General features: G+C 59.8%; 15 protein-coding genes. 10 read left to right on the top strand and 5 right to left on the bottom strand.

Going from position 1 to position 19,576, the window contains the following annotated elements; translation table 11 throughout:
- Nucleotides 1–30 precede the first annotated feature (30 nt).
- The gene (gene ycjG / locus ACL2XF_RS08895) at nucleotides 31–999 is read left to right on the top strand and encodes an L-Ala-D/L-Glu epimerase (protein ID WP_413722806.1); all 969 of its coding nucleotides are present in this window, start codon (nucleotides 31–33) and stop codon (nucleotides 997–999) included.
- A 1,769-nt stretch (nucleotides 1,000–2,768) separates the two neighbouring features.
- Here ycjG and mpaA read toward each other — a convergent pair.
- Nucleotides 2,769–3,482, bottom strand: coding sequence for a murein tripeptide amidase MpaA (gene mpaA / locus ACL2XF_RS08890; protein WP_410015178.1), 714 nt, complete (start codon nucleotides 3,480–3,482; stop codon nucleotides 2,769–2,771).
- A 141-nt stretch (nucleotides 3,483–3,623) separates the two neighbouring features.
- Between mpaA and ACL2XF_RS08885 the strand changes: the two genes are divergently transcribed.
- The 5 genes from ACL2XF_RS08885 (at nucleotide 3,624) to ACL2XF_RS08865 (ending at nucleotide 8,834) form a co-directional block, all read left to right on the top strand.
- Nucleotides 3,624–5,240, top strand: a complete 1,617-nt coding sequence (locus tag ACL2XF_RS08885) for an ABC transporter substrate-binding protein (protein ID WP_410015177.1) — start codon at nucleotides 3,624–3,626, stop codon at nucleotides 5,238–5,240.
- A 355-nt stretch (nucleotides 5,241–5,595) separates the two neighbouring features.
- On the top strand, nucleotides 5,596–7,161 hold the full coding sequence (locus ACL2XF_RS08880; protein WP_413728454.1) for a diguanylate cyclase: 1,566 nt from the start codon (nucleotides 5,596–5,598) through the stop codon (nucleotides 7,159–7,161).
- Between the two features lie 117 nt (nucleotides 7,162–7,278).
- The gene (zntB, locus tag ACL2XF_RS08875; RefSeq protein WP_410015175.1) at nucleotides 7,279–8,262 is read left to right on the top strand and encodes a zinc transporter ZntB; all 984 of its coding nucleotides are present in this window, start codon (nucleotides 7,279–7,281) and stop codon (nucleotides 8,260–8,262) included.
- Nucleotides 8,263–8,266: 4 nt separating this feature from the next.
- On the top strand, nucleotides 8,267–8,623 hold the full coding sequence (locus ACL2XF_RS08870) for a hypothetical protein (protein ID WP_410015174.1): 357 nt from the start codon (nucleotides 8,267–8,269) through the stop codon (nucleotides 8,621–8,623).
- 64 nt (nucleotides 8,624–8,687) lie between these two features.
- On the top strand, nucleotides 8,688–8,834 hold the full coding sequence (locus ACL2XF_RS08865) for a hypothetical protein (RefSeq protein WP_413722810.1): 147 nt from the start codon (nucleotides 8,688–8,690) through the stop codon (nucleotides 8,832–8,834).
- A 6-nt stretch (nucleotides 8,835–8,840) separates the two neighbouring features.
- Here ACL2XF_RS08865 and ttcA read toward each other — a convergent pair whose 3' ends face one another.
- The 3 genes from ttcA to nifJ all read right to left on the bottom strand — a co-directional run bounded on the left by ttcA (nucleotide 8,841) and on the right by nifJ (nucleotide 14,044).
- A complete protein-coding gene (gene ttcA, locus ACL2XF_RS08860) occupies nucleotides 8,841–9,776 on the bottom strand; it encodes a tRNA 2-thiocytidine(32) synthetase TtcA (RefSeq protein ID WP_410016550.1) in 936 nt (311 codons plus the stop codon).
- A gap of 100 nt (nucleotides 9,777–9,876) precedes the next feature.
- Entirely contained in the window at nucleotides 9,877–10,365 is a 489-nt protein-coding gene (locus ACL2XF_RS08855; protein ID WP_410015172.1) for a hypothetical protein, read from the bottom strand.
- A gap of 136 nt (nucleotides 10,366–10,501) precedes the next feature.
- On the bottom strand, nucleotides 10,502–14,044 hold the full coding sequence (nifJ, locus tag ACL2XF_RS08850; protein ID WP_410015171.1) for a pyruvate:ferredoxin (flavodoxin) oxidoreductase: 3,543 nt from the start codon (nucleotides 14,042–14,044) through the stop codon (nucleotides 10,502–10,504).
- Nucleotides 14,045–14,263: 219 nt separating this feature from the next.
- Here nifJ and ACL2XF_RS08845 point away from each other — a divergent pair, with 219 nt between their 5' ends.
- A complete protein-coding gene (locus ACL2XF_RS08845) occupies nucleotides 14,264–14,503 on the top strand; it encodes a DUF333 domain-containing protein (RefSeq protein WP_413728453.1) in 240 nt (79 codons plus the stop codon).
- Between the two features lie 173 nt (nucleotides 14,504–14,676).
- The gene (locus tag ACL2XF_RS08840) at nucleotides 14,677–15,270 is read left to right on the top strand and encodes a hypothetical protein (protein ID WP_413728452.1); all 594 of its coding nucleotides are present in this window, start codon (nucleotides 14,677–14,679) and stop codon (nucleotides 15,268–15,270) included.
- Between the two features lie 55 nt (nucleotides 15,271–15,325).
- On the opposite strand, the gene ACL2XF_RS08835 is transcribed toward ACL2XF_RS08840, so the two are convergent.
- On the bottom strand, nucleotides 15,326–16,318 hold the full coding sequence (locus tag ACL2XF_RS08835) for a 2-hydroxyacid dehydrogenase (protein ID WP_410015168.1): 993 nt from the start codon (nucleotides 16,316–16,318) through the stop codon (nucleotides 15,326–15,328).
- A gap of 225 nt (nucleotides 16,319–16,543) precedes the next feature.
- Here ACL2XF_RS08835 and ACL2XF_RS08830 point away from each other — a divergent pair, with 225 nt between their 5' ends.
- The gene (locus tag ACL2XF_RS08830) at nucleotides 16,544–19,270 is read left to right on the top strand and encodes a YdbH family protein (RefSeq protein WP_413728451.1); all 2,727 of its coding nucleotides are present in this window, start codon (nucleotides 16,544–16,546) and stop codon (nucleotides 19,268–19,270) included.
- The gene (locus ACL2XF_RS08825; RefSeq protein WP_410015166.1) at nucleotides 19,267–19,488 is read left to right on the top strand and encodes a YnbE family lipoprotein; all 222 of its coding nucleotides are present in this window, start codon (nucleotides 19,267–19,269) and stop codon (nucleotides 19,486–19,488) included. The genes ACL2XF_RS08830 and ACL2XF_RS08825 overlap by 4 nt, the downstream gene beginning before the upstream one ends.
- Nucleotides 19,489–19,576 lie beyond the last annotated feature (88 nt).

Here is a 19,576-nt window from a genome sequence, read left to right as displayed (position 1 = left end):
GATTTATTATTGCTTATCTAAGGGGTCACAATGAGAGTAATGCGTTTCTATCCGGAGGCATGGCCGCTGCATACGCCGTTTGTTATTGCGCGCGGCAGCCGTACCGAAGCCCGGGTAGTGGTGGTGGAGATAGAACAGGACGGCGTCCGGGGCATTGGCGAATGCACGCCTTATCCCCGCTATGGCGAAACTGAGCAGTCGGTCATGGAACAGCTCGCCGCCGTGGTTCATCCGGTGGAACAGGATATCACCCGCGACGTATTACAGCAGCTGTTACCGGCCGGCGCGGCGCGCAACGCCGTCGATTGCGCGCTCTGGGACCTGGAACGCCAGCTGGCCGGCCAAACCCTGGCGCAAAGGGCGGGCGTGGCGCTGCCGGCAACCATCGCCATGGCGCAAACGCTGAGCATCAACGATCCGGAGCGCATGGCCGAGGCGGCGCTGGGTTACTGGCAGGCGGGGGCCCGGCTGCTGAAAATCAAACTTGACGACCGGCTTATCACCGAGCGCATGGTGGCCATCCGCGCCGCGGTGCCGGACGCCACGCTGATTGTCGACGCCAACGAGGCCTGGCAACCGGAAGGGCTGGCGTCCCGCTGCCAGCTGCTGGCGGATTTGGGCGTGGCCATGCTTGAACAGCCGCTGCCCGCAGAGCAGGATGCCGCGCTGCAGCATTTTATCCATCCGCTGCCCATCTGCGCCGACGAAAGCTGCCACACCCGCCAGCAGTTGCCCGCATTACGGGATAATTACGAGATGATCAATATCAAGCTGGATAAAACCGGCGGCCTTACCGAAGCCCTGCTGCTGGCGCAACAGGCGCGGGAACAGGGTTTCGGCATTATGCTCGGCTGCATGCTGTGCACCTCGCGCGCTATCGCCGCCGCGCTGCCGCTGACGCCCGGGGCGCGGTTTATCGATCTCGACGGTCCGACCTGGCTGGCGCTGGATGCCGAACCGCACCTCAATTTCGGCTGCGGCTCCATCACCCTGGGCTAAAATGGCTTCGTCTGCCGTCCGCCGCTCTTTTCGCCAAAATTTGTAAGTGACCTCGCCAATCGTGGCGGGGGCGCTGGCGGCTGGCGGGGAGGCCTAGGTTGCCGCGGTGGGGGTTTCATTTGCGGATGGCAAAATGGCCTATGTTGCCGCGGTGGGGGTTTCATTTGCGGATGGCAAAATGGCTTATGTGGCCGCGGCAGGGGTTTCATTTGCGGATGGCAAAATGGCTTATGTTGCCGCGGTGGGGGTTTCATATGCGGATGGCAAAACGGCTTATGTGGCCGCGGCAGGGGTTTCATTTGCGGATGGCAAAATGGCTTATGTGGCCGCGGTGGGGGGGCATTTGCGGATGGCGAAATGGCTTATGTTGCCCCAGTGGGGGTTTCGCTTGCCGTGCGTGAGGTGTTCATATGTAGTGCCGGGCGCCGGCAAGCGACAAAGAGGCCGTACCGCGACGGCCTCCTTGACCTCCGCGCGTCCGGCAGATCGTGCGCCGCTGCGCGGTGCCCGGCATCACCCATCCCGGCTTGTGGACCGCCCGGTATGCGCTCCCGGCGCAAACCGGACTTTCGCCGCTCCCGGCGGCTCATCCAGCCGTGATGCGCGCTGCCGGCGCACTCTATGCCGGCACCACGTCAACACCATCGCCTGTGAGTAAAACCGCGTTTTGGGGTTCCTAGCGGTATGCGATTACCGGAAAAATATCAGTATTGATTTTGCGCTAAAGTGTACAGCCTGATGGCTAATGGTTGAAAGCGTAATGCTTACTGTTAAAACTTAAGCTTAAAGTTGAATGATGACTGCAAGACTGCAAGACTGCAAGACTGCATGTCCAACATTTCGTTGTGTCAGCTGCATTCCACAGCAATTGCATCCCATGATGGTCAATCCTATCCCGACGCCAATCCCTATCCTAAGCAACAGCGCCGCAGTCACTTCATAAAACGCATGGCCAACAGCGACATGTGGACCGGCATAAAGCGCGCTGACGGCGCCTGTGACCCCGGCATGAGCCGCCGGGAGCGGCGAAAGGCCCGGTGGCGCCGGGAGCGCTAACCGGGCCGGTGCATAACGGGGGAACTGGCGGCGGAAGGCATCGCGTAGCGACGCGCGATCTGCCGGGCGCGCGGAGGTCAAGGAGGCCGTCGCGCTACGGCCTCCTTGTCGCTTGCCGGCGCCCGGCAATACATATGAACACCTCACGCACGGCAAGCGAAACCTTCGCCAAAGTGACATATACCCTGGCGCACCCTCACGCACGGCAAGCGAAACCTTCGCCAAAGTGACATATACCCTGGCGCACCCTCACGCACGGCAAGCGAAACCTTCGCCAAAGCGACATATGCCCTGGCGCACCCTGACGCTGGCACCCTCACGCACGGCAAGCGAAACCTTCGCCAAAGTGACATATACCCTGGCGCACCCTCACGCACGGCAAGCGAAACCTTCGCCAAAGTGACATATACCCTGGCGCACCCTCACGCACGGCAAGCGAAACCTTCTCCAAAGCGACATATGCCCTAGCGCACCCTCACGCACGGCAAGCGAAACCCCCGCCGCAGCGACATCACCATGGCGACATTCATCTTCATGTAAGCCCAATATTACCAGGACGGCGATCGCCAAACCTACACAAGACGTGTTAAAGGGACACCGTGCCGATGGGGTCGAATCGGGCGTGGTTTTCCCATCCGCCCGAACGCCCATGGCAGGGTATGGCCGCCGATACCACCGGACTTAAAACCGGCTGGTTAAAGTATGAGCGTCTCTCACCCGGCATTCCCATCGTAGATCAGCAGCTCAACCAGCGCCGCCAGGTAACGATCGGTGGCGGCGTCGGCCGACACGGCGGGAAGCTCGGCGGTAATACAGGACAGACCACGATCTGAGCACCAACTCCCGAACGAACCCGGCGTCTCGTAGCCCACGCTTGTCACCAAGGGCAGCGCCAGCCGCGCCGCCAGCCAGGCGCCCAAAGGCGATGGCACGGCCTCTTCCACGCAGGCCAGCGGCTCATGAAAAGACGCCACCCAGGCGGGGGCGAGTCGCGCCACCAATCGGCATAACGCCGCCGTTTCCGGCTCCGAGCCCGGTCCGGCGCCGGTGGACAGCAAGACATCCCGCTCCGCCGCGCTGCTGGTCCAACGGTACACCGTCTCCTCCGGTCGCCAGTTGGCGGCGGGAAAATTGCGGTTCAGGTCCACGCCGTTAGCATTAGCCCGCAATCCCAATTGGCAGCCGTCCGGATTTACCGCCAGGATCACATGATGACGCGCAGGATGGCCAAGCGTGCGCAGCGCGCACGACAGCGCCACCACGCTTGCGGTTTCGTCGCCATGGGTACCGGCGATAATCAACCCGGTATCCGGGGCTGGGGCGGCGGCCGGGAAAAAAAGCAACGGCGCGCCCAGCACCGACCGGCCGTAGGGCTCGCCCAGGGAAGGCAGCTTTCCCCGCCGCGCGCGTGGTTGAAATAACTCCATACTGTTTCCTGACCGAAAATAATACGTTACATTGATTCATCTACTTTAGCGCAAAACGTCCGGCGTTATTATCCCTGGCAGGAAAAACACCGGGAAAGCGCCGGGCCGCTCTGCACCGGTTACGATAACAAGGATAATGCCATGCCGCGTTTCAACCCTACCTTATGTGCGTCGTTTATTATCGCCCTGAGCGGCAATCTCTGGGCCGCCACGGTACCCGAAGGCACGCAGCTGGCCGAACAGCAGCACATCGTGCGCCATATCAAAGATGAACCGGCTTCCCTCGATCCGATCAAAGTGGTCGGCCTGCCCGAAGCCCAAGTGGTGCGCGATCTGTTTGAAGGACTGGTCAATGAGGACGCCAAGGGCAATCTTATCCCGGGGGTGGCGACCCGCTGGCAAACCAACGATAACCGCACGTTTATTTTCCACCTGCGCCACGACGCGCGCTGGTCAAACGGTGACCCTGTCACGGCAAATGATTTTGTCTACAGCTGGCGGCGTCTCGCCGACCCGAAAAACCTGTCCTCCTTCGCCTGGTTCGCCGAACTGGCCGGCCTGGAAAACGCAGCAGACATCACCGCCGGGAAACTTCCCGCAGAACGGCTTGGGGTCAGCGCGCCGGATGATTACACCCTGAAGGTGCAACTCAGCAAACCGGTGCCGTATTTTGCCAGCCTGACCGCCAATTTCAGCCTGTTCCCGGTGCATCGCGCCACGGTGGAAAAATACGGCAACGACTGGACCAAGGTCGGCAACCTGGTGGGCAACGGCGCCTTCGCCCTGCACGAGAGGGTCGTAAATGAAAAAATCGTCCTCACGCCCAATGAACATTACTGGGATCATCAGCATACGGTATTGACCCAGGTAACCTTTATTCCGCTCAATCAGGAATCGTCCGCCCTGAATCGCTACCTGGCCAACGATATTGATATCACCGAATCCTTCCCCAAAAACCGCTACCAGCAGTTGCTAAAGGATATTCCCGGCCAGGTTTATACCCCGGACCAGTTGGGCACCTACTATTACGCGTTCAACACCCGGCGCGCGCCCACCGACGATGTGCGGGTGCGCAAGGCGCTGTCCTATGCCATTGATCGTAAAATTATCGCCGAAAAAGTGGTCGGCACCGGCGAAAAACCCGCCTGGCATTTTACCCCGGATGTCACCGCGGGTTTCACGCCGCAGCAGAATTTCCTGCAGCGGCATTCCCAGGAAGAGCTGGACGCCGAGGCAAAAGTGCTGATGAAAGCGGCGGGCTACGGCCCGGAGAAACCGCTGACCCTGAGCCTGCTGTATAACACGTCGGAAAGTCACGAAAAAATCGCTATCGCCGTGGCCTCGATGTGGAAGAAAAAGCTGGGGGTAAACGTCAAGCTGGAGAACCAGGAATGGAAAACCTATATCGACAGCCGCAATACCGGTAACTTTGACGTGGTGCGCGCTTCCTGGGTAGGGGATTACAACGAGCCTTCCACCTTCCTGTCATTATTGACCGCCACCCATAGCGGCAATATCGCCAAGTTTAATGATCCCGCCTATGATCGCCTGCTCGCCGAGGCCAGCCGGCAAACCAATCCGCAGCGCCTCAGCGCGGATTACAATAAAGCGGAAGATATGATAGCCGAGCAAGCGCCGATTGCGCCCATTTACCAATATACCAACGGCCGTTTGATCAAACCCTGGGTGCAGGGGTATCCGATAACCAATCCGGAAGATGTGGCTTATAGCCAGACGATGTATATCCTCAGGCACTAAGTCCGCGCCGTTGCTTTATCACTGTCCGCCGCTTGGCGCATAGCCCTGTTAACCCGCTGAAGTTCTGCGGGTTATTGCTCTTCGTCGCGCTATATTATTTTGCTGGACGGCATCTGCCGTCGCCGTCAACGCCTTTTTGGGGCAAAGACGCGGACGGTATTTCTGACGGATTTTGCGGACTCCGCTTGTCGCGCATGGCCTGGAAATTCCGCGGTCTATCCCTGCGGCTTGTCCGGGTGGGGTTATTAATTGCAAATTACATTAATTAGTTTAATACTTAACTGAAATTCCCTGCCTCCTGCGCATAACAGTACGCCGTCGCAGCTGATGTAAAACCTGTAAAATCAAGGAATAGATGGATTATTCGCCGAATGGTGCCTTACGCCTGCTGCATAAGGTCGTCAATCATGCTTCGCTGCTGATCCATGCCGCTATTTTTATTGTGGTGGTGGCCTGCGCCATTATTTTCCTTGATACCTGGCAAATCTGGAATGCGCATGGGCGCGATCTGGTGAATGCCGAACAAGATTCCGCCAATCTGTCGCGCGCCCTTTCCCAGCATGCGGAAGACACCTTTTTGCAGGTGGATATTACGCTGCAGGATTTGATGGAACGCCTGGACACGGACGGCCTGTCGCAGGCGCGGCTGCCGCGCCTGCAAAAAGTCATGAGTGAGCAGCTTAAACTCCTGCCGCAGCTGCACGGCGGGTTTATTTATGACGCCCAGGGGCACTGGCTGGTGACGGCTTCGGGTATTATTCCGCCTCATGCCAATAATGCGGATCGCGAATATTTCAAATATCACCAAGCTCATAATGACAATCGCTTATATATAGGCAAGGTGATCCGCAGCCGATCCACCGGCGATCTGGTCATTCCGGTGTCGCACCGGATAAATAACCAGGACGGAAGCTTCGGCGGCGTGGCGCTGGCGACGGTCTATGTCAGCTATTTCCAGGAGTATTACAATCATTTCGCCATCGACAATGACACCGCCCTGGTATTAATGCTGGCCGATGGCACCATTTTATATCGCCGGCCTTATGAGGAAAGCGCCATCGGCCGGAGCATGGCCAAAAGCACGCTGTTTACCGATGTGTTGCCGCGGGCCAAATCCGGCAATGCAACGATTATTTCTTATTACGATAAGGTGGAACGCATCTTCGGCTATTCCAAGCTGGATCAGTATCCGCTGGTCATCGCGGCGGGTTTGTCTAAAAAGGAAGTTTTGCGTGGCTGGCTTACCGACAGTATTATTTTTGCGGCGGGCGGGGCGGGGATCCTGATCATTTTAACCCTGCTGGCATGGGCGCTGCTGCGGCAAATTAACTTCAGCCTGCGCTCGGAAAAAGACCTGCTTATCGCCCGGGACTTATTGACGGAATTAAATCAAAAGCTGGCTGTTCAGGCCCTGCATGACGGTCTTACCGGCCTCGCCAATAGGCGCCAGTTTGATATCGTGCTGCAAAATGAGATGCAGCGCGCCTGTCGCGACCTGACGCCGTTGGGGCTGATCCTGCTCGATATCGACTTATTTAAAAAATATAACGATATCTACGGCCATGTCTCGGGGGATGAATGTTTGCAGCGGGTAGGACAAACGCTGCTGGCGCTGCCGCGCCGGGTGAACGATCTGGTGGCGCGTTACGGCGGGGAAGAGTTCGCCGTTATTCTGCCCGGCACGGATCTCGCCGGCGCGCGTACGTTTGCCGAGACGGTGGTCAGGGCGGTGCATGAATTGCAAATCCCCCATGACGCCAGCCCCTTTGGCGTGGTGACAATCAGCGCCGGCGCCCACGCCGCCATGCCGGTGAGACCGGAAGATACGCCCGCCGCATTTATCCGCAGCGCCGATGCCGCGCTGTACGCGGCCAAAAGCCGGGGCAAAAACCGCGTATGCGACGTCCGTCCGCGCGCATAGCGGGGGTGCCGGCATCACGTGCTGTAACCTCGAGGTTTTATAATTCTTTATATCTTCCCGTTTGGCGCTAGACTTGACATCAATCCGTGCCGAATCGTGCCGAATAAGGAAAAAAAGTTGGAAGTACTCGATCGTGAAGCCTTGCATATCAACGGCGTGGTCTACGCCGGACAATTAGACGGCCAGGGCGGCATTACGCCTATCGAGGCCTCGGACATTGCGCATTGCCTCCATCCCTGTTGGCTGCACCTGGATACGGAACATCAGGCCAGCATGGAATGGCTGGCCACATCGCCGCTGATACCCGATCCGGTGCGCGAATCGCTGGCCGGCAACAGCACGCGGCCGCGGGTTAACCGCATTCCCGAAGGCGCGCTGATAATTTTGCGCAGCATTAACTTCAATACCGAGGAATACCCGGAAGAGCTGATTGTCCTGCGTATCTATATCACGGAAAAACTGATCGTCACCACCCGTAACCAGCCGATCCAGGCGGTGGAGGAGATGCTTGACGAATTGCAGAAAAAACAGGGGCCGGTGGACAGCGGCAACTGGCTGGTGGATATGTGCGATACCCTGACCGATCACACCAGCGAGTTTATTGAAGATATGCATGACCGCATCATCGTATTGGAAAACGATCTGCTGGACCAGCAGATCCCGCCGCGCGGCCAGCTGTCGAAACTGCGCAAGCAGCTGATTGTCCTGCGGCGCTATATGGCGCCGCAGCGCGATGTCTTCGCCCGCCTGGCCAGCGAGCATTTGCCCTGGATGGGGGATGACGACCGCAGGCGCATGCAGGATATCGCCGATCGCCTGGGGCGCGGCATCGACGATATCGACGGCGGCATTGCCCGCACGGCGGTGATTGCCGATGAAATTAACTGGATTACCGCCGAGTCGATAAACCGCCGCGGTTATACCATGTCGCTGATGGCCATGGTTTTCCTGCCGACCACCTTTCTTACCGGTTTGTTTGGCGTCAACCTGGGCGGCATCCCCGGCGGCAATATGCGTTATGGTTTCAGTATCTTCTGCCTGGCGTTAATTATCTTGGTGCTTTGTGTGGCGCTATGGTTAAAACGGCGTAAATGGTTATAGCCATATGCATAGCGTGGCGGCGATGCGCGGCAAAATTTACGCAAAAAACGCAAAAAAGCCGGCTAATATTGAGCAATATCAAAAAGCAGGGGCGCGGGATGGGGCACTATCGATCCCGCAGGTGAATGCAACGTCAAGCGATGGGCGTTGCGCTCCATATTGTCTTACTTCCTTTTTTGAATTATTGCATAGCATATTTAATTCATACGATGCCGGGTTTATTAACCTGGCATTTTTTTTTGGTTTTTCCCCGGCGGGCATATTAACCGGGCGGCAGGGCGGGGATTTGTCCTTACCCCAATTGCCCACTATCCTTAACGTGAGTCCGCAGCAAACGCGCTGCTTTGATAAGACCCTTTAAAGAGGTGGACAGTATGCCTATGACTATGACACCCCGGGTGCGCCAGGCACCGGTTCCGTATCGAATGAGCATTCCAGGCGATCCGATACCGGAAGAACCCATCCCGACCGATCCGCCGCCGATCCCGAACCCACTGCCGGATCCGCCCCTGGAGCCGCCCTATAATCCCGACCCCAAGCCGATACAGGACCCGCCGCCGCATATGTGGTAGCTCGCGCTATTTTATTTCCACGACGTCGAGGCGCGCGCCGACAGGCGGCAGGGCATCAACGTCATCATCCGCCAGCCAGCCCGCGGGCTGCGCCGGCAGTTCCAGCGGGTCAAACGCCATATCGCCGCCGTCGATGATGTCGCCGCCGGCATGCAATTGCCTGAAATCAAATAACCCGCCGTCGGCGAGATGGGACGGCACCACGTTTTGCATCGCGCGGAACATGGTCTCCAGGCGCCCCGGGTAGTGTTTATCCCAGTCCCTGAGCATATTGCCTATCACCTGCCGCTGCAGGTTGGGCTGCGAACCGCACAGGTTGCAGGGGATAATGGGAAAGGCGCGCGCCTCGGCAAAGCGCTCGATATCCTTTTCGCGGCAATAGGCCAGCGGGCGGATGACGATATGTTTACCGTCGTCGCTCATCAATTTCGGCGGCATGCCTTTTAACTTGCCGCCGTAGAACATATTCAGGAATAGTGTCTGCAGGATATCGTCGCGATGATGCCCCAGGGCAATTTTATTGGCGCCAAGCTCGGTGGCGGTACGGTATAAAATGCCGCGCCGCAGGCGCGAACACAGGGAGCAGGTGGTTTTACCCTCGGGGATCTTATCTTTAACGATACCGTAGGTATTTTCTTCAACGATTTTATACTCGGCGCCCAAGGCATCGAGATAGGCGGGCAGGATATCGGCGGGAAAGCCCGGCTGCTTTTGATCCAGGTTGACCGCCACCAGCGAGAAGCTGATCGGCGCGCTTTGCTGTAGATTGCGCAGGATTTCCAGCATGGTGTAGCTGTCCTTGCCGCCGGAGAGGCATACCATGATGCGATCGCCGTCTTCGATCATATTAAAATCGGCAATGGCCTGCCCGACGTTGCGGCGCAGGCGTTTTTGTAACTTGTTCAGGTTGTACTGCTCTTTTTGGTCGACCACGGTGGTTATGCCTTTGACTGTTACCGGCGCGCCGCCAAGCCCGCGGGGCCGCGATGTGAGGACTCTTGTCGGGGATTGTACGCGATTATGGCGGCGACGTTGAACACTTTCAGTTGGGGAAATCCTGCATCAGCTTTTGGTTGATGACCGCCGCCGCCTGGTTGCCGCGCTTGATGTGGGTTACCAGGATTTCGTTCGATTGGGTAAAGCGGTGGCCGACGCGGACCCGGTACGACTTGGTCAGCCAGCTGAAAAACCCGGTGTCAAACGTGGCCTCGTCAATATCGCGCCATTTGACGCCGCCGACGCCTTTTTTCCACGGCAATAGGCCGCGGAACACCCAGACGCCGTCATCATCATAATAAAATACGAAACGCCTGCGCCAGGCAAAATCGTAGATTACCTTGATAATAGCCACAAACAGGATACCGTAGCCCACCAGGATGTAATTGGCGTCGCGCGCAGACTGCGACACGATAAGGCCGATGGCGCCCATTACCAGAAACAGCACCACGGGGCGAATATAGGCCACCCATGAGAGATAAAAAACGTCCTGCGCCGGCTGTTGCACCGCGAAGGTCACGTCGCCCTGATCCATTGCGTACCTGAATAATCGCTAAATTATGCTTAATAATAACCCCTGGGGCGGCGACTGGAAAGTCCATGCCGCCTCATGGCGTCGATATTCGCCGCCTGCCGGCCCGCAGCGTTGATAACGTAACGCCGGCGGTCGGCTATTCCGCCGCGTCGGTTTTACCCGCCATGCGGGCCAGGAAGTCATATTTCGCCTTCAGGTCTTTTTCCGCCGCCTGGTATAGGGCCGCGGCCACCTCCGGCTGCTGGGTATTCAGCCGCCGGAAGCGCTGCTCGTTAAGCAGTGTGGTGCTCAAATCGCTGCTGGGCGGGCGCGAGTCCAGCGCCAGCGGCAATTTGCCTTCGTCGCCGCGGCGGGGGTCGAACCGGTACAGCGGCCAAAAGCCCGTGGCGGTGAGCTGGCGCATCTGATCGTGGCTTAGCGCCAGATCATACCCATGCTCCTCGCACGGGCTATAGGCGATGATCAGCGACGGGCCCGGATAGGCTTCCGCTTCCTGGATGGCTTTCACCGTCTGGTTAAGCTGGGCGCCGAGTGAAATCTGCGCCACGTAGACATGGCCGTACATCATCATGCTGACGCCCAGATCCTTGCGGGTTTTGCGTTTGCCCTGTTCACCGAATTTGGTCACCGCGCCCAGCGGTGTGGCCTTCGACTGCTGGCCGCCGGTATTGGAATAACATTGGGTATCCAGCACCAGTATATTGACGTTTTCCGTCAGGCTCATGACGTGATCCAGCCCGCCGAAACCAATATCATAGGCCCAGCCGTCGCCGCCGATAAGCCAGATGGATTTATCCACCAGGTAATCGGCGTCTTGCGCCAGCTGGCGCAGGCCGGCGTCGACGCTCTGCGTTTGCAGCAGCGGGCGCAGTTCGGCGCGAAGCCGCGTTATCTGCCCGCGCCGCGTTTCCACCGCCACGCCGTCCGCCCGCAGTTCGCCGACCAGATCCGCCGGCAACAGCGACGCGTGCTCTTCAAGCAAACGCAGCACGCGCCGGCGATGGTGATCCACCGTCAGGCGAAAGCCCAGGCCGAACTCGGCGTTATCCTCGAATAACGAATTGGCCCACGCCGGACCGCGGCCTTCCGCATTGGTGGTGTAGGGGGTGGACGGCAGGTTGCCGCCGTAAATGGAGGAACAGCCGGTGGCGTTGGCGATTAACAGCCGGTCGCCGTACAGTTGGGTCAGCAGCTTGATATAGGGGGTTTCGCCGCATCCGGAACAGGCGCCGGAGTATTCGAACAGCGGTGTAATCAGCTGTGAGGTGCGGATATCGATGCGTTCCAGCTGGGACACGGCCATCTCGGGCAGATCCAGGAAAAAGTCATAATGGATTTTTTCCTCCTCCACATGCTCCAGCCGCGAGGCCATGTTAATGGCCTTGATGGCGGGATCCTGCCGATCCTTGGCCGGGCACACCTCGACGCACAGGTTACAGCCGGTACAGTCCTCGGGCGCCACCTGCAGCACATATTTCTGGCCGCGCATATCACGGGATTTCACGTCCAGCGAAGCCAGGCCGGCGGGGGCGGCGGCCATGGCCTGCGGCGCCACGACCTTGGCGCGGATGGCGGCATGGGGACAGGCGGCGACGCAATGGTTGCACTGGGTACACAAATCCGGCTTCCAGAGCGGGATTTGTTCGGCGATATTGCGTTTCTCCCAGCGGGTGGTGCCGACCGGCCAGGTGCCGTCGGGCGGCAGCGCGGAGACCGGCAAGGCGTCCCCCAGGCCCGCCAGCATGGCGGCGGTCACGGTTTTGACAAAGTCCGGCGCGGCGTCGGAGACCACCGGCGGACGCATGGGGCTGCGATCGTTAACGTCTTCCAGCGGCACGGCGAACAGGGCTTCGCGCGTGGCGGCCAGCGCCTGCCAGTTACGCTCCACCAGTTCCTGGCCTTTGCTGCGGTAGCTGCGGGCAATGGCCGACTGCAGCTCCGCCAGCGCGCTGTCCGCAGGTAGAATCGCGGCCAGCTGGAAGAACGCCATTTGCATTACGGTATTGATGCGCGCGCCCAGTTGGCATTCGCGGGCAATCTGCGCCGCGTTGATGATATAAAACCGCGCCTGGCGCGCCTTCAGCAGCGCCTGCACTTCTTGCGGCAGGCGCGCCCAGATCTCATCGGCGCCATAGGGGGTATTCAGCAGGAAGATACCGCCGGGGCGCAGCCGCTCCACCATCTGGTATTTATCGATAAACTGCGACTGGTGGCAGCCGATAAAGTCGGCGTGGCTGATAAGGTAGGCGGAGTTAATCGGTTTTTCGCTGACCCGCAGGTGGGAAACCGTCAGGCCGCCCGCTTTTTTCGAGTCATACACAAAATAGCCCTGGGCGAACAGCGGGGTGCTGTTGCCGATAATTTTAATATTATTTTTGGTGGCGGACACCGTGCCGTCGCTGCCGAGTCCGTAGAACAGCGCCTCCAGCTTTGCCAGGCGCGGCAAATCCGCTTGCGGCAGGGGGAGGGACAGGTTGGTGACGTCGTCATAGATGCCCACGGTAAAGCGCGGCTTGGGCCGCGGCAGGGACAGCTCGTTGAAAATCGCCAGCACGCAGGCCGGATCGAACTCTTTCGACGACAGGCCGTAGCGCCCGCCTATGGTACGCGGCAGGCTATCCCGCTGTCCCTGGCTGTAGGCTTCCGCCAGCGCGGTCATCACGTCCAGGTAAAGCGGTTCGGCCAGCGCCCCCGGTTCCTTGGTGCGGTCGAGTACCGCGACGGCCTTGACGCCCGGCGGGATCTCGGCCAGCAACGCATCGGCGCGAAACGGGCGATAGAGCCGCACCTTGACGATGCCGACCTTTTCACCCCGGGCGAGCAGGGTATCAATAACTTCTTCACAGGTGCCGATGGCCGACCCCATCAGGATAATCACGCGCTCGGCCTCGGGATGGCCGTAATATTCAAAAGGACGATACTGGCGGCCGGTGGCGCCGGCGAAGGCGTCCATGGCCTGGCGCACATGGTCGTAAGCCTGGTGGTACCAGGGGTTGGTGGCTTCGCGCGACTGGAAATAGGTATCCGGATTGGCCGAAGTACCGCGAATCACCGGGCGATCCGGCGTCAGCGCGCGGGCGCGATGGGCGTCGATGGCCTCCTGCGGCAGCAGGCTTTTCAGCGTGGCGTCCGCCAGCGGCGCGATTTTATTGATTTCATGCGAGGTGCGGAAACCGTCGAAGAAATGGATAAACGGCAGCCGGCTATTGAGACTGGCAATCTGTGATATCAGGGCGAAATCCTGCGCTTCCTGTACGCTGGCGGCGCAGAGCATCGCGCAGCCGGTCTGGCGTACCGCCATCACGTCCGAATGGTCGCCGAAAATCGACAGCGCGTGGGTGGCCACGGTACGGGCCGCCACATGCAGGACAAACGGCGTCAACTGACCCGCCAGTTTATACAGCGTTGGGATCATCAGCAGCAAACCCTGCGACGAGGTAAAGGACGTGGATAATGCGCCGGTCTGCAGCGCGCCGTGCACCGTGGCGATGGCGCCGCCTTCGGACTGCATCTCCACGACGCGGGGAACATCGCCCCAGATATTGGCGGTGCCCGCCTCGGACCAGGCATCGGCCTGCTCCGCCATGGTGGAACTGGGCGTAATCGGATAAATGGCGATAACTTCATTAATGCGATAGGCCACCGAAGCGACTGCGTTATTCCCGTCTGTGGTGATCATGCTGTACCTTTTCTGTTCACGGTTGATAACCCATAAATCATTGGGTTACCCCTTATGGGCGCCAGTATACCAGTAGCAACCCTAGGGGATTTTTGCTTTTGTGCGATGAAGCGCGCGGATAATTGTAAAACCGGCCCCGCAAGACTCGACGTCAAGACGCTGTGCGACTAGAATGCAAGCTTCAGACTATTCCTAGTACAATTATTACGGAGCTGATTAATGACGTTTTCACGGTGGTTGATGGCAACATCCGCGCTATTATTAGTCGCCTGCAGCAGTTCCAATAATGACGAGCCCGAGCAGATGGGCCAGCAGGCTACCACCGCCAGCCTGCCGCAGCGCGTGGACGTGCCCAATACCCCCCGCTGCATGAACGCGGGCGGCACAATGACCCTGGCGCGCCAGCTTGACGGCACCACGGTGGGCATGTGCCAACTGGCCAACGGCAAGCGTTTTTAAGCATCCCGCTCCCATCCCCAGCCAGGCAATACGTTCTTGCCTGAACCCTCGGGCAACGCCGGTCCGATAGCGTTACGGGGAGCCCCCTGATGGCATAACATCGTGGTCCTGCTGGCAACTGCCGTTGACAGGGGCCAGGATCGCTACCCGTCCATCAAGGATAAAACGCTATTATGAACCCATTTCTGAATAAACTCTCCCCTCCCGCCATGCCTGATGCCGCCGGTTTATCCCCGGCGGGAGATGATGCTGCCCGGCGGCGGGCGCCTTGGCCGCGGGCCGTCAGCCACGCGCCCGCCGACATCAGCCTCGCGCCTGCCGGCATCGGCCGGCAGCGCAAGCGCGACGCCGCTGTCGCCGGGCAAGACGCCGGCGCTGTCGTGCCGGTAAAAATCAGGTGCTGCGAACCGGGCGCCGCCTTGGCTGCCGGGAGCTCATGGTCTGCCAGCCATTTTCTTGCCGCATGCGGCGCGTTTGGCGAAAGTATCGAGGCGCTATGCCGGGATGTGCAGGCCCTGCTACAGGATATCAATGCCGGCGCGAGGGAGGATGGGGGCGCGACACAGATCAACTGCCCGAGGCAGTTCGACCGTCTGATGGACGTAATGGACCGATATGTGCAATGGCTGCGGGAACTGAATAATGACGCTTATCCGCTGGAGGCAATAAGAGCCGAGGTACAGGAGAATTTGACCCGGCTGGGTCCTTATATCGATAAAATGAGCCTGCTAATCGAGAGAATGGGCTTAATCACTGACGCCAGGTAACCCCCAGCCGCGTTTAGGCCGGCCCCGCGTATCATCAGGCGGGGCCGGCCGGGTATCAGGCGGTAACCAGGTTCGGGCAGTGCTCGCCCTGGCTTAGCTGGCGCAGGTTTTCCAGCGTAACCTCGCCGATGCTGGTCAGCGCTTCTTCGGTCAGGAACGCCTGGTGGCCGGTGAACAGCACGTTGTGACAGGCGGAGAGGCGGCGGAACACATCATCCTGGATTACGTCGTTGGAGTTATCTTCAAAAAACAGATCGCGCTCATTTTCATAGACATCCATGCCCAACGCGCCGATTTTCTGCAGCTTCAGCGCTTCTATGGCCGCCTGCGAATCGATCAGGCCGCCGCGGCTGGTGTTGATAATCATCACGCCGTCCTTCATTTGCGCGAAGGCTTCCCGGTCAAGCAGATGGTGATTTTCCGGCGTCAGCGGGCAGTGCAGGGTGATCACATCCGATTGCGCGAACAGGGTCTTTAAATCCACATATTCGGCGCCCAGCGCCAGGGCCTGGGCGCTGGGGTAGGGATCAAACGCCAGCAGGCGCATGCCGAAGCCTTTCAGGATGCGCATGGTGGCGACACCGATTTTACCGGTGCCGATCACCCCGGCGGTGCGGTTGTGCATATTAAAGCCGATTAAGCCCTCAAGGGAAAAATTGGCGTCGCGGGTGCGCTGGTAGGCGCGGTGAATGCGCCGGTTCAGGCACATCATCAGGCCGATGGCATGTTCCGCCACCGCTTCGGGCGAATAGGCGGGTACCCGCGCCACCTGAATGCCAAGCTCTTTGGCCGCCGCCAGATCGACATTGTCGAAGCCGGCGCAGCGCAGCGCCAGCAGCTTTACGCCCATTTCGGCCAAGGCCTCCAGTACGTCGCGCCCGCCGTCGTCATTGACAAAAATACACACCGCATCGCAGCCTTCAGCGGTCTTGGCCGTACGCGGCGTCAATTGAAATTCGAAAAATTCTATTTCAAAGCCAACATGTTCATTTACCTGTGACAAAAATTTATGATCGTAATTTTTAGTGCTGTAGACGGCTAGTTTCATCAGTCCTACTCCATAAGATCGGCCGGCAGGTGGCGCGGTATCATTCAATGTATCCTTCTCAGACGGATAAAAGTACGCGTTTGTGCCGTATCACCTAAAATGTTGCGTGGAATATAATTATGGTATCTTGCAGGCTTAGGGACAATAAGGAATGTCATGACCGACGCATCAGGCGCATACAGGCGCACAGGCCTTTTTCTACGCCGTTCCGGAGCGGTTGCCCTGTTGCTGCTGGCGCTTCTTGGGCTGTCGGTGGCAGTGGGGTGGTTTTTTTTACCGCTCTGGCTGCCGGTGGCGGCGCGGTTGGTGCTGCCCGCCGATGTCGATATTACCCTGACCGGTCGCCCGAGCTGGCATCAGGGGACGGTGATCCTGCCCGGCTTTGCGTTAAACCGTCCGTCCTGCGTCTGGATAACCGGCCAGAATATCAGCGCCCGGCGCCAGGACGGCGCATGGCGCATCCTCGCCGGCCAGGTAACGGTGGACAGCACCTGTAATGCGCCCCGCGCGCGTGAAGAAAGCGGCGAGCCGCTGACCTGGGCGGCCGTCGAGCAGGTTCTGCCGCGCTTTACGCTCGGCATCGGCCGCCTGACGGTGGCGCCCTGGCAGGCCTATGCCGGCGGACTGGAACTGGAGCATCTTGCCGCCGGCACCCGGGCATATTACCACAATGAACATCTGCGCCTGGCCTTGTCGTTGCGCGATCGTCAACTGTCGATAAGCGACTTGACGTTTACCGGCGCGCAACCGCAGCCCCCGCGGGCCTTACCGGCGCTGCCGGTCTTCAACGCGCCCTTCGGCTTACAGAACCCCGCGCCGGCGTCGTTAGCCGCGCCGCCCCAGCCGGCACCGCTATTTCCCGCGCGACCGGCGGTATTATCCGGGGCGCTGCGCATCGGGTTAACCGGGGATATGACGTTGTCGCCCCAGGTGATGATGCCGCCGGAACAGGGCGAACTGACCGCCGGCCTGGTTTTGCCCGACGGCAGGCCGGTGAACGCCGATATCAGCTGGCGGCAGCGGCAGGGGGCGTTATTGGTGACCGACGGTCAAACCGATATCAGGCTGGCGCGCTTGCCCTGGCGCATCGCCGGCGATGACCTACAGATTACCGACGGCGAGTGGCGCTGGCCCTATGCCACCCAGCCCCTATCGGGCAATATCGCCCTGACCCTGGCGCATTGGCTGGACGGTCCCGACGCGCTGGGATTAACGGCGCGCATGAATATGCTGACCCAGGGCCTGCGCGGCAGGGCCAATGCCGTATTGACCGTCGGCCCCGGCCCGCTGCGCCTGAGTGACAATGCGCTGGATTTCCGTTTTACCGGCACGGCTAACCAGGGGGGGCTCTCGTTAAGCGCGTCGATTCCCGGCCAGTTGCGTGGATTGCTGACCGATCCGACCCTGGCGCTGCTGCCCGGGGCGTTATTGCGCGTCACCGGACTGATTTCCGAGGCGCTGAGCATTAACAGCGCGCGTCTGCCCCTGGCCGGCGTGCAGGTGTCATCCCGGGGCCTCAGCGGGCGATTGCAGGCCATCTTACAGGCTAACGTGCCGGATTACGGGCACTTCACCCTGCATATGGACGGCCGCGCGCTGGATTTCCTGCCCGATAAGGGCGAGTGGCGCTGGCGTTATTGGGGCGGGGGCAACCTGACGCCGTTCGAGGCGCGGTGGGATATCGCGGGACGCGGATCCTGGCTGGCGGACCAGATTGAACTGACGGAGTTGTCCAGCGGCCTCGATCAAATCCACTACGGTCTGGTCAGCGTTGCCGTCCCGCGCCTGGCGCTTACGGCGCCGCTGCGCTGGCGCCGTGGGGAGCATAATCCGGCCTTCAGCGGCGCGCTGCGGGTCAATGCCCGCCGGATCGATATTGCCCGCGGCGGCTATTTGCCCCGGCCGGTGATGACGCTGCGTTTCACCGGCACCACGCCGCAGGATTTTCTGTGGCAAGGCCAGCTTCAGGCCGGCGTTACCGGGCCGGTGCGCCTGAACGGCCGCTGGGACGGCAACCGACTGCGCGGGCAGGCCTGGTGGCCGAAACAGCCGCTGAAGGTCTTTCAGACCTTACTGGCGCCGGATTTGCGCATTACCCTGCGCGACGGGCAATTCAACGCGCAAAGCGCGTTTTCCGCCGCTATTGGCCAAGGCTTCCTGGCCGGCGGACATGCCACCGTCGGCCAGGGAGAGGTGTGGGTGGGCGAAAATCATCTGTCGGGCGTTGCGCTCGGGCTTTCTTATCGTTTGCAGGACCAGCGCTGGCAACTGGGCGTAAAACAGCCGGTCAGCCTGCGTGTCGCGACGATTATCACCCCGGTGACGCTGAATAACCTGGCGATAGGACTACAGGGGTATTACCCTTATGATGAACGTCGTCCGCTGACGCTCACCGGCGTGGATGTGGACGCGCTGGGCGGCAAGATCCACCTTACGCCGCTAAGCCTGCCTCAGCGCGACGCCGCGGTGCTCAGCGTCAAATCCATTGAGATGAGCGAACTGATTACCGCGCTTAAACCTAAGCAGTTTGCCCTCTCCGGCCGTGTCAGCGGCGAGCTGCCGCTGCATTTTAGCGATCGGGCGGGGTATATCCGCGGCGGCTGGGTCGCCGGCGACAACCGGATGGCTTTGCGACTGGATAAACAATTCGCCGACGCCATCGGCAGCCGCAACCTGGCCACAGGCGCGGCCATCAACTGGCTGCGTTATATGGAAATCAGCCGTCTGCGGGCGGATGTCAACGTGAACCGCGACGGCGAGCTGGATTTACTGGCGCATTTTATCGGCACCAATCCGCAAATCAATGCCCAGCGCGAGGTCAGGTTGAATTACCATCATCAGGAAAATATTTTCATGCTGTGGCGCAGCCTGCGCTTTGGCACCAACGTGGAGCAGGCCCTGGAAAAACAGGCCGGCACCGTCCCCGCCGGGGCAGCAAGGAGAGAGAGATGAACACAGGATATAAGCTGGCCGGCCTGCTGTTGACGCTGGGCGCCGCCGCCTGCGTGCCGCGCATTGAGCTGGCGATGCCCAGCGAACCAATTACCATTAACATGAACGTGAAAATCGAACACGACATTACCATCAAGGCGGACAAACAGAGCGTGGCGCTGCTGCAGCCGACGCTGTGCCAGGACTCGCAGACGCAGCCTTGCGTGCCGGCCAAATAAAAAAGCGCATCCGGGATGCGCTTTTGCAATCTGTAAGCGTGCAGCGGCACTGATGGCCAGGGCGCCGCGCGCGGATTGTATTCCAGGG

The organism is Sodalis sp. RH19 (assembly GCF_047324215.1).
In the GTDB taxonomy this organism is placed as follows: Bacteria; Pseudomonadota; Gammaproteobacteria; order Enterobacterales; family Enterobacteriaceae; genus Acerihabitans.
The sequence above is the reverse complement of the archived record's forward strand: the minus strand, read 5'-3'. Positions and strand labels throughout refer to the sequence as shown.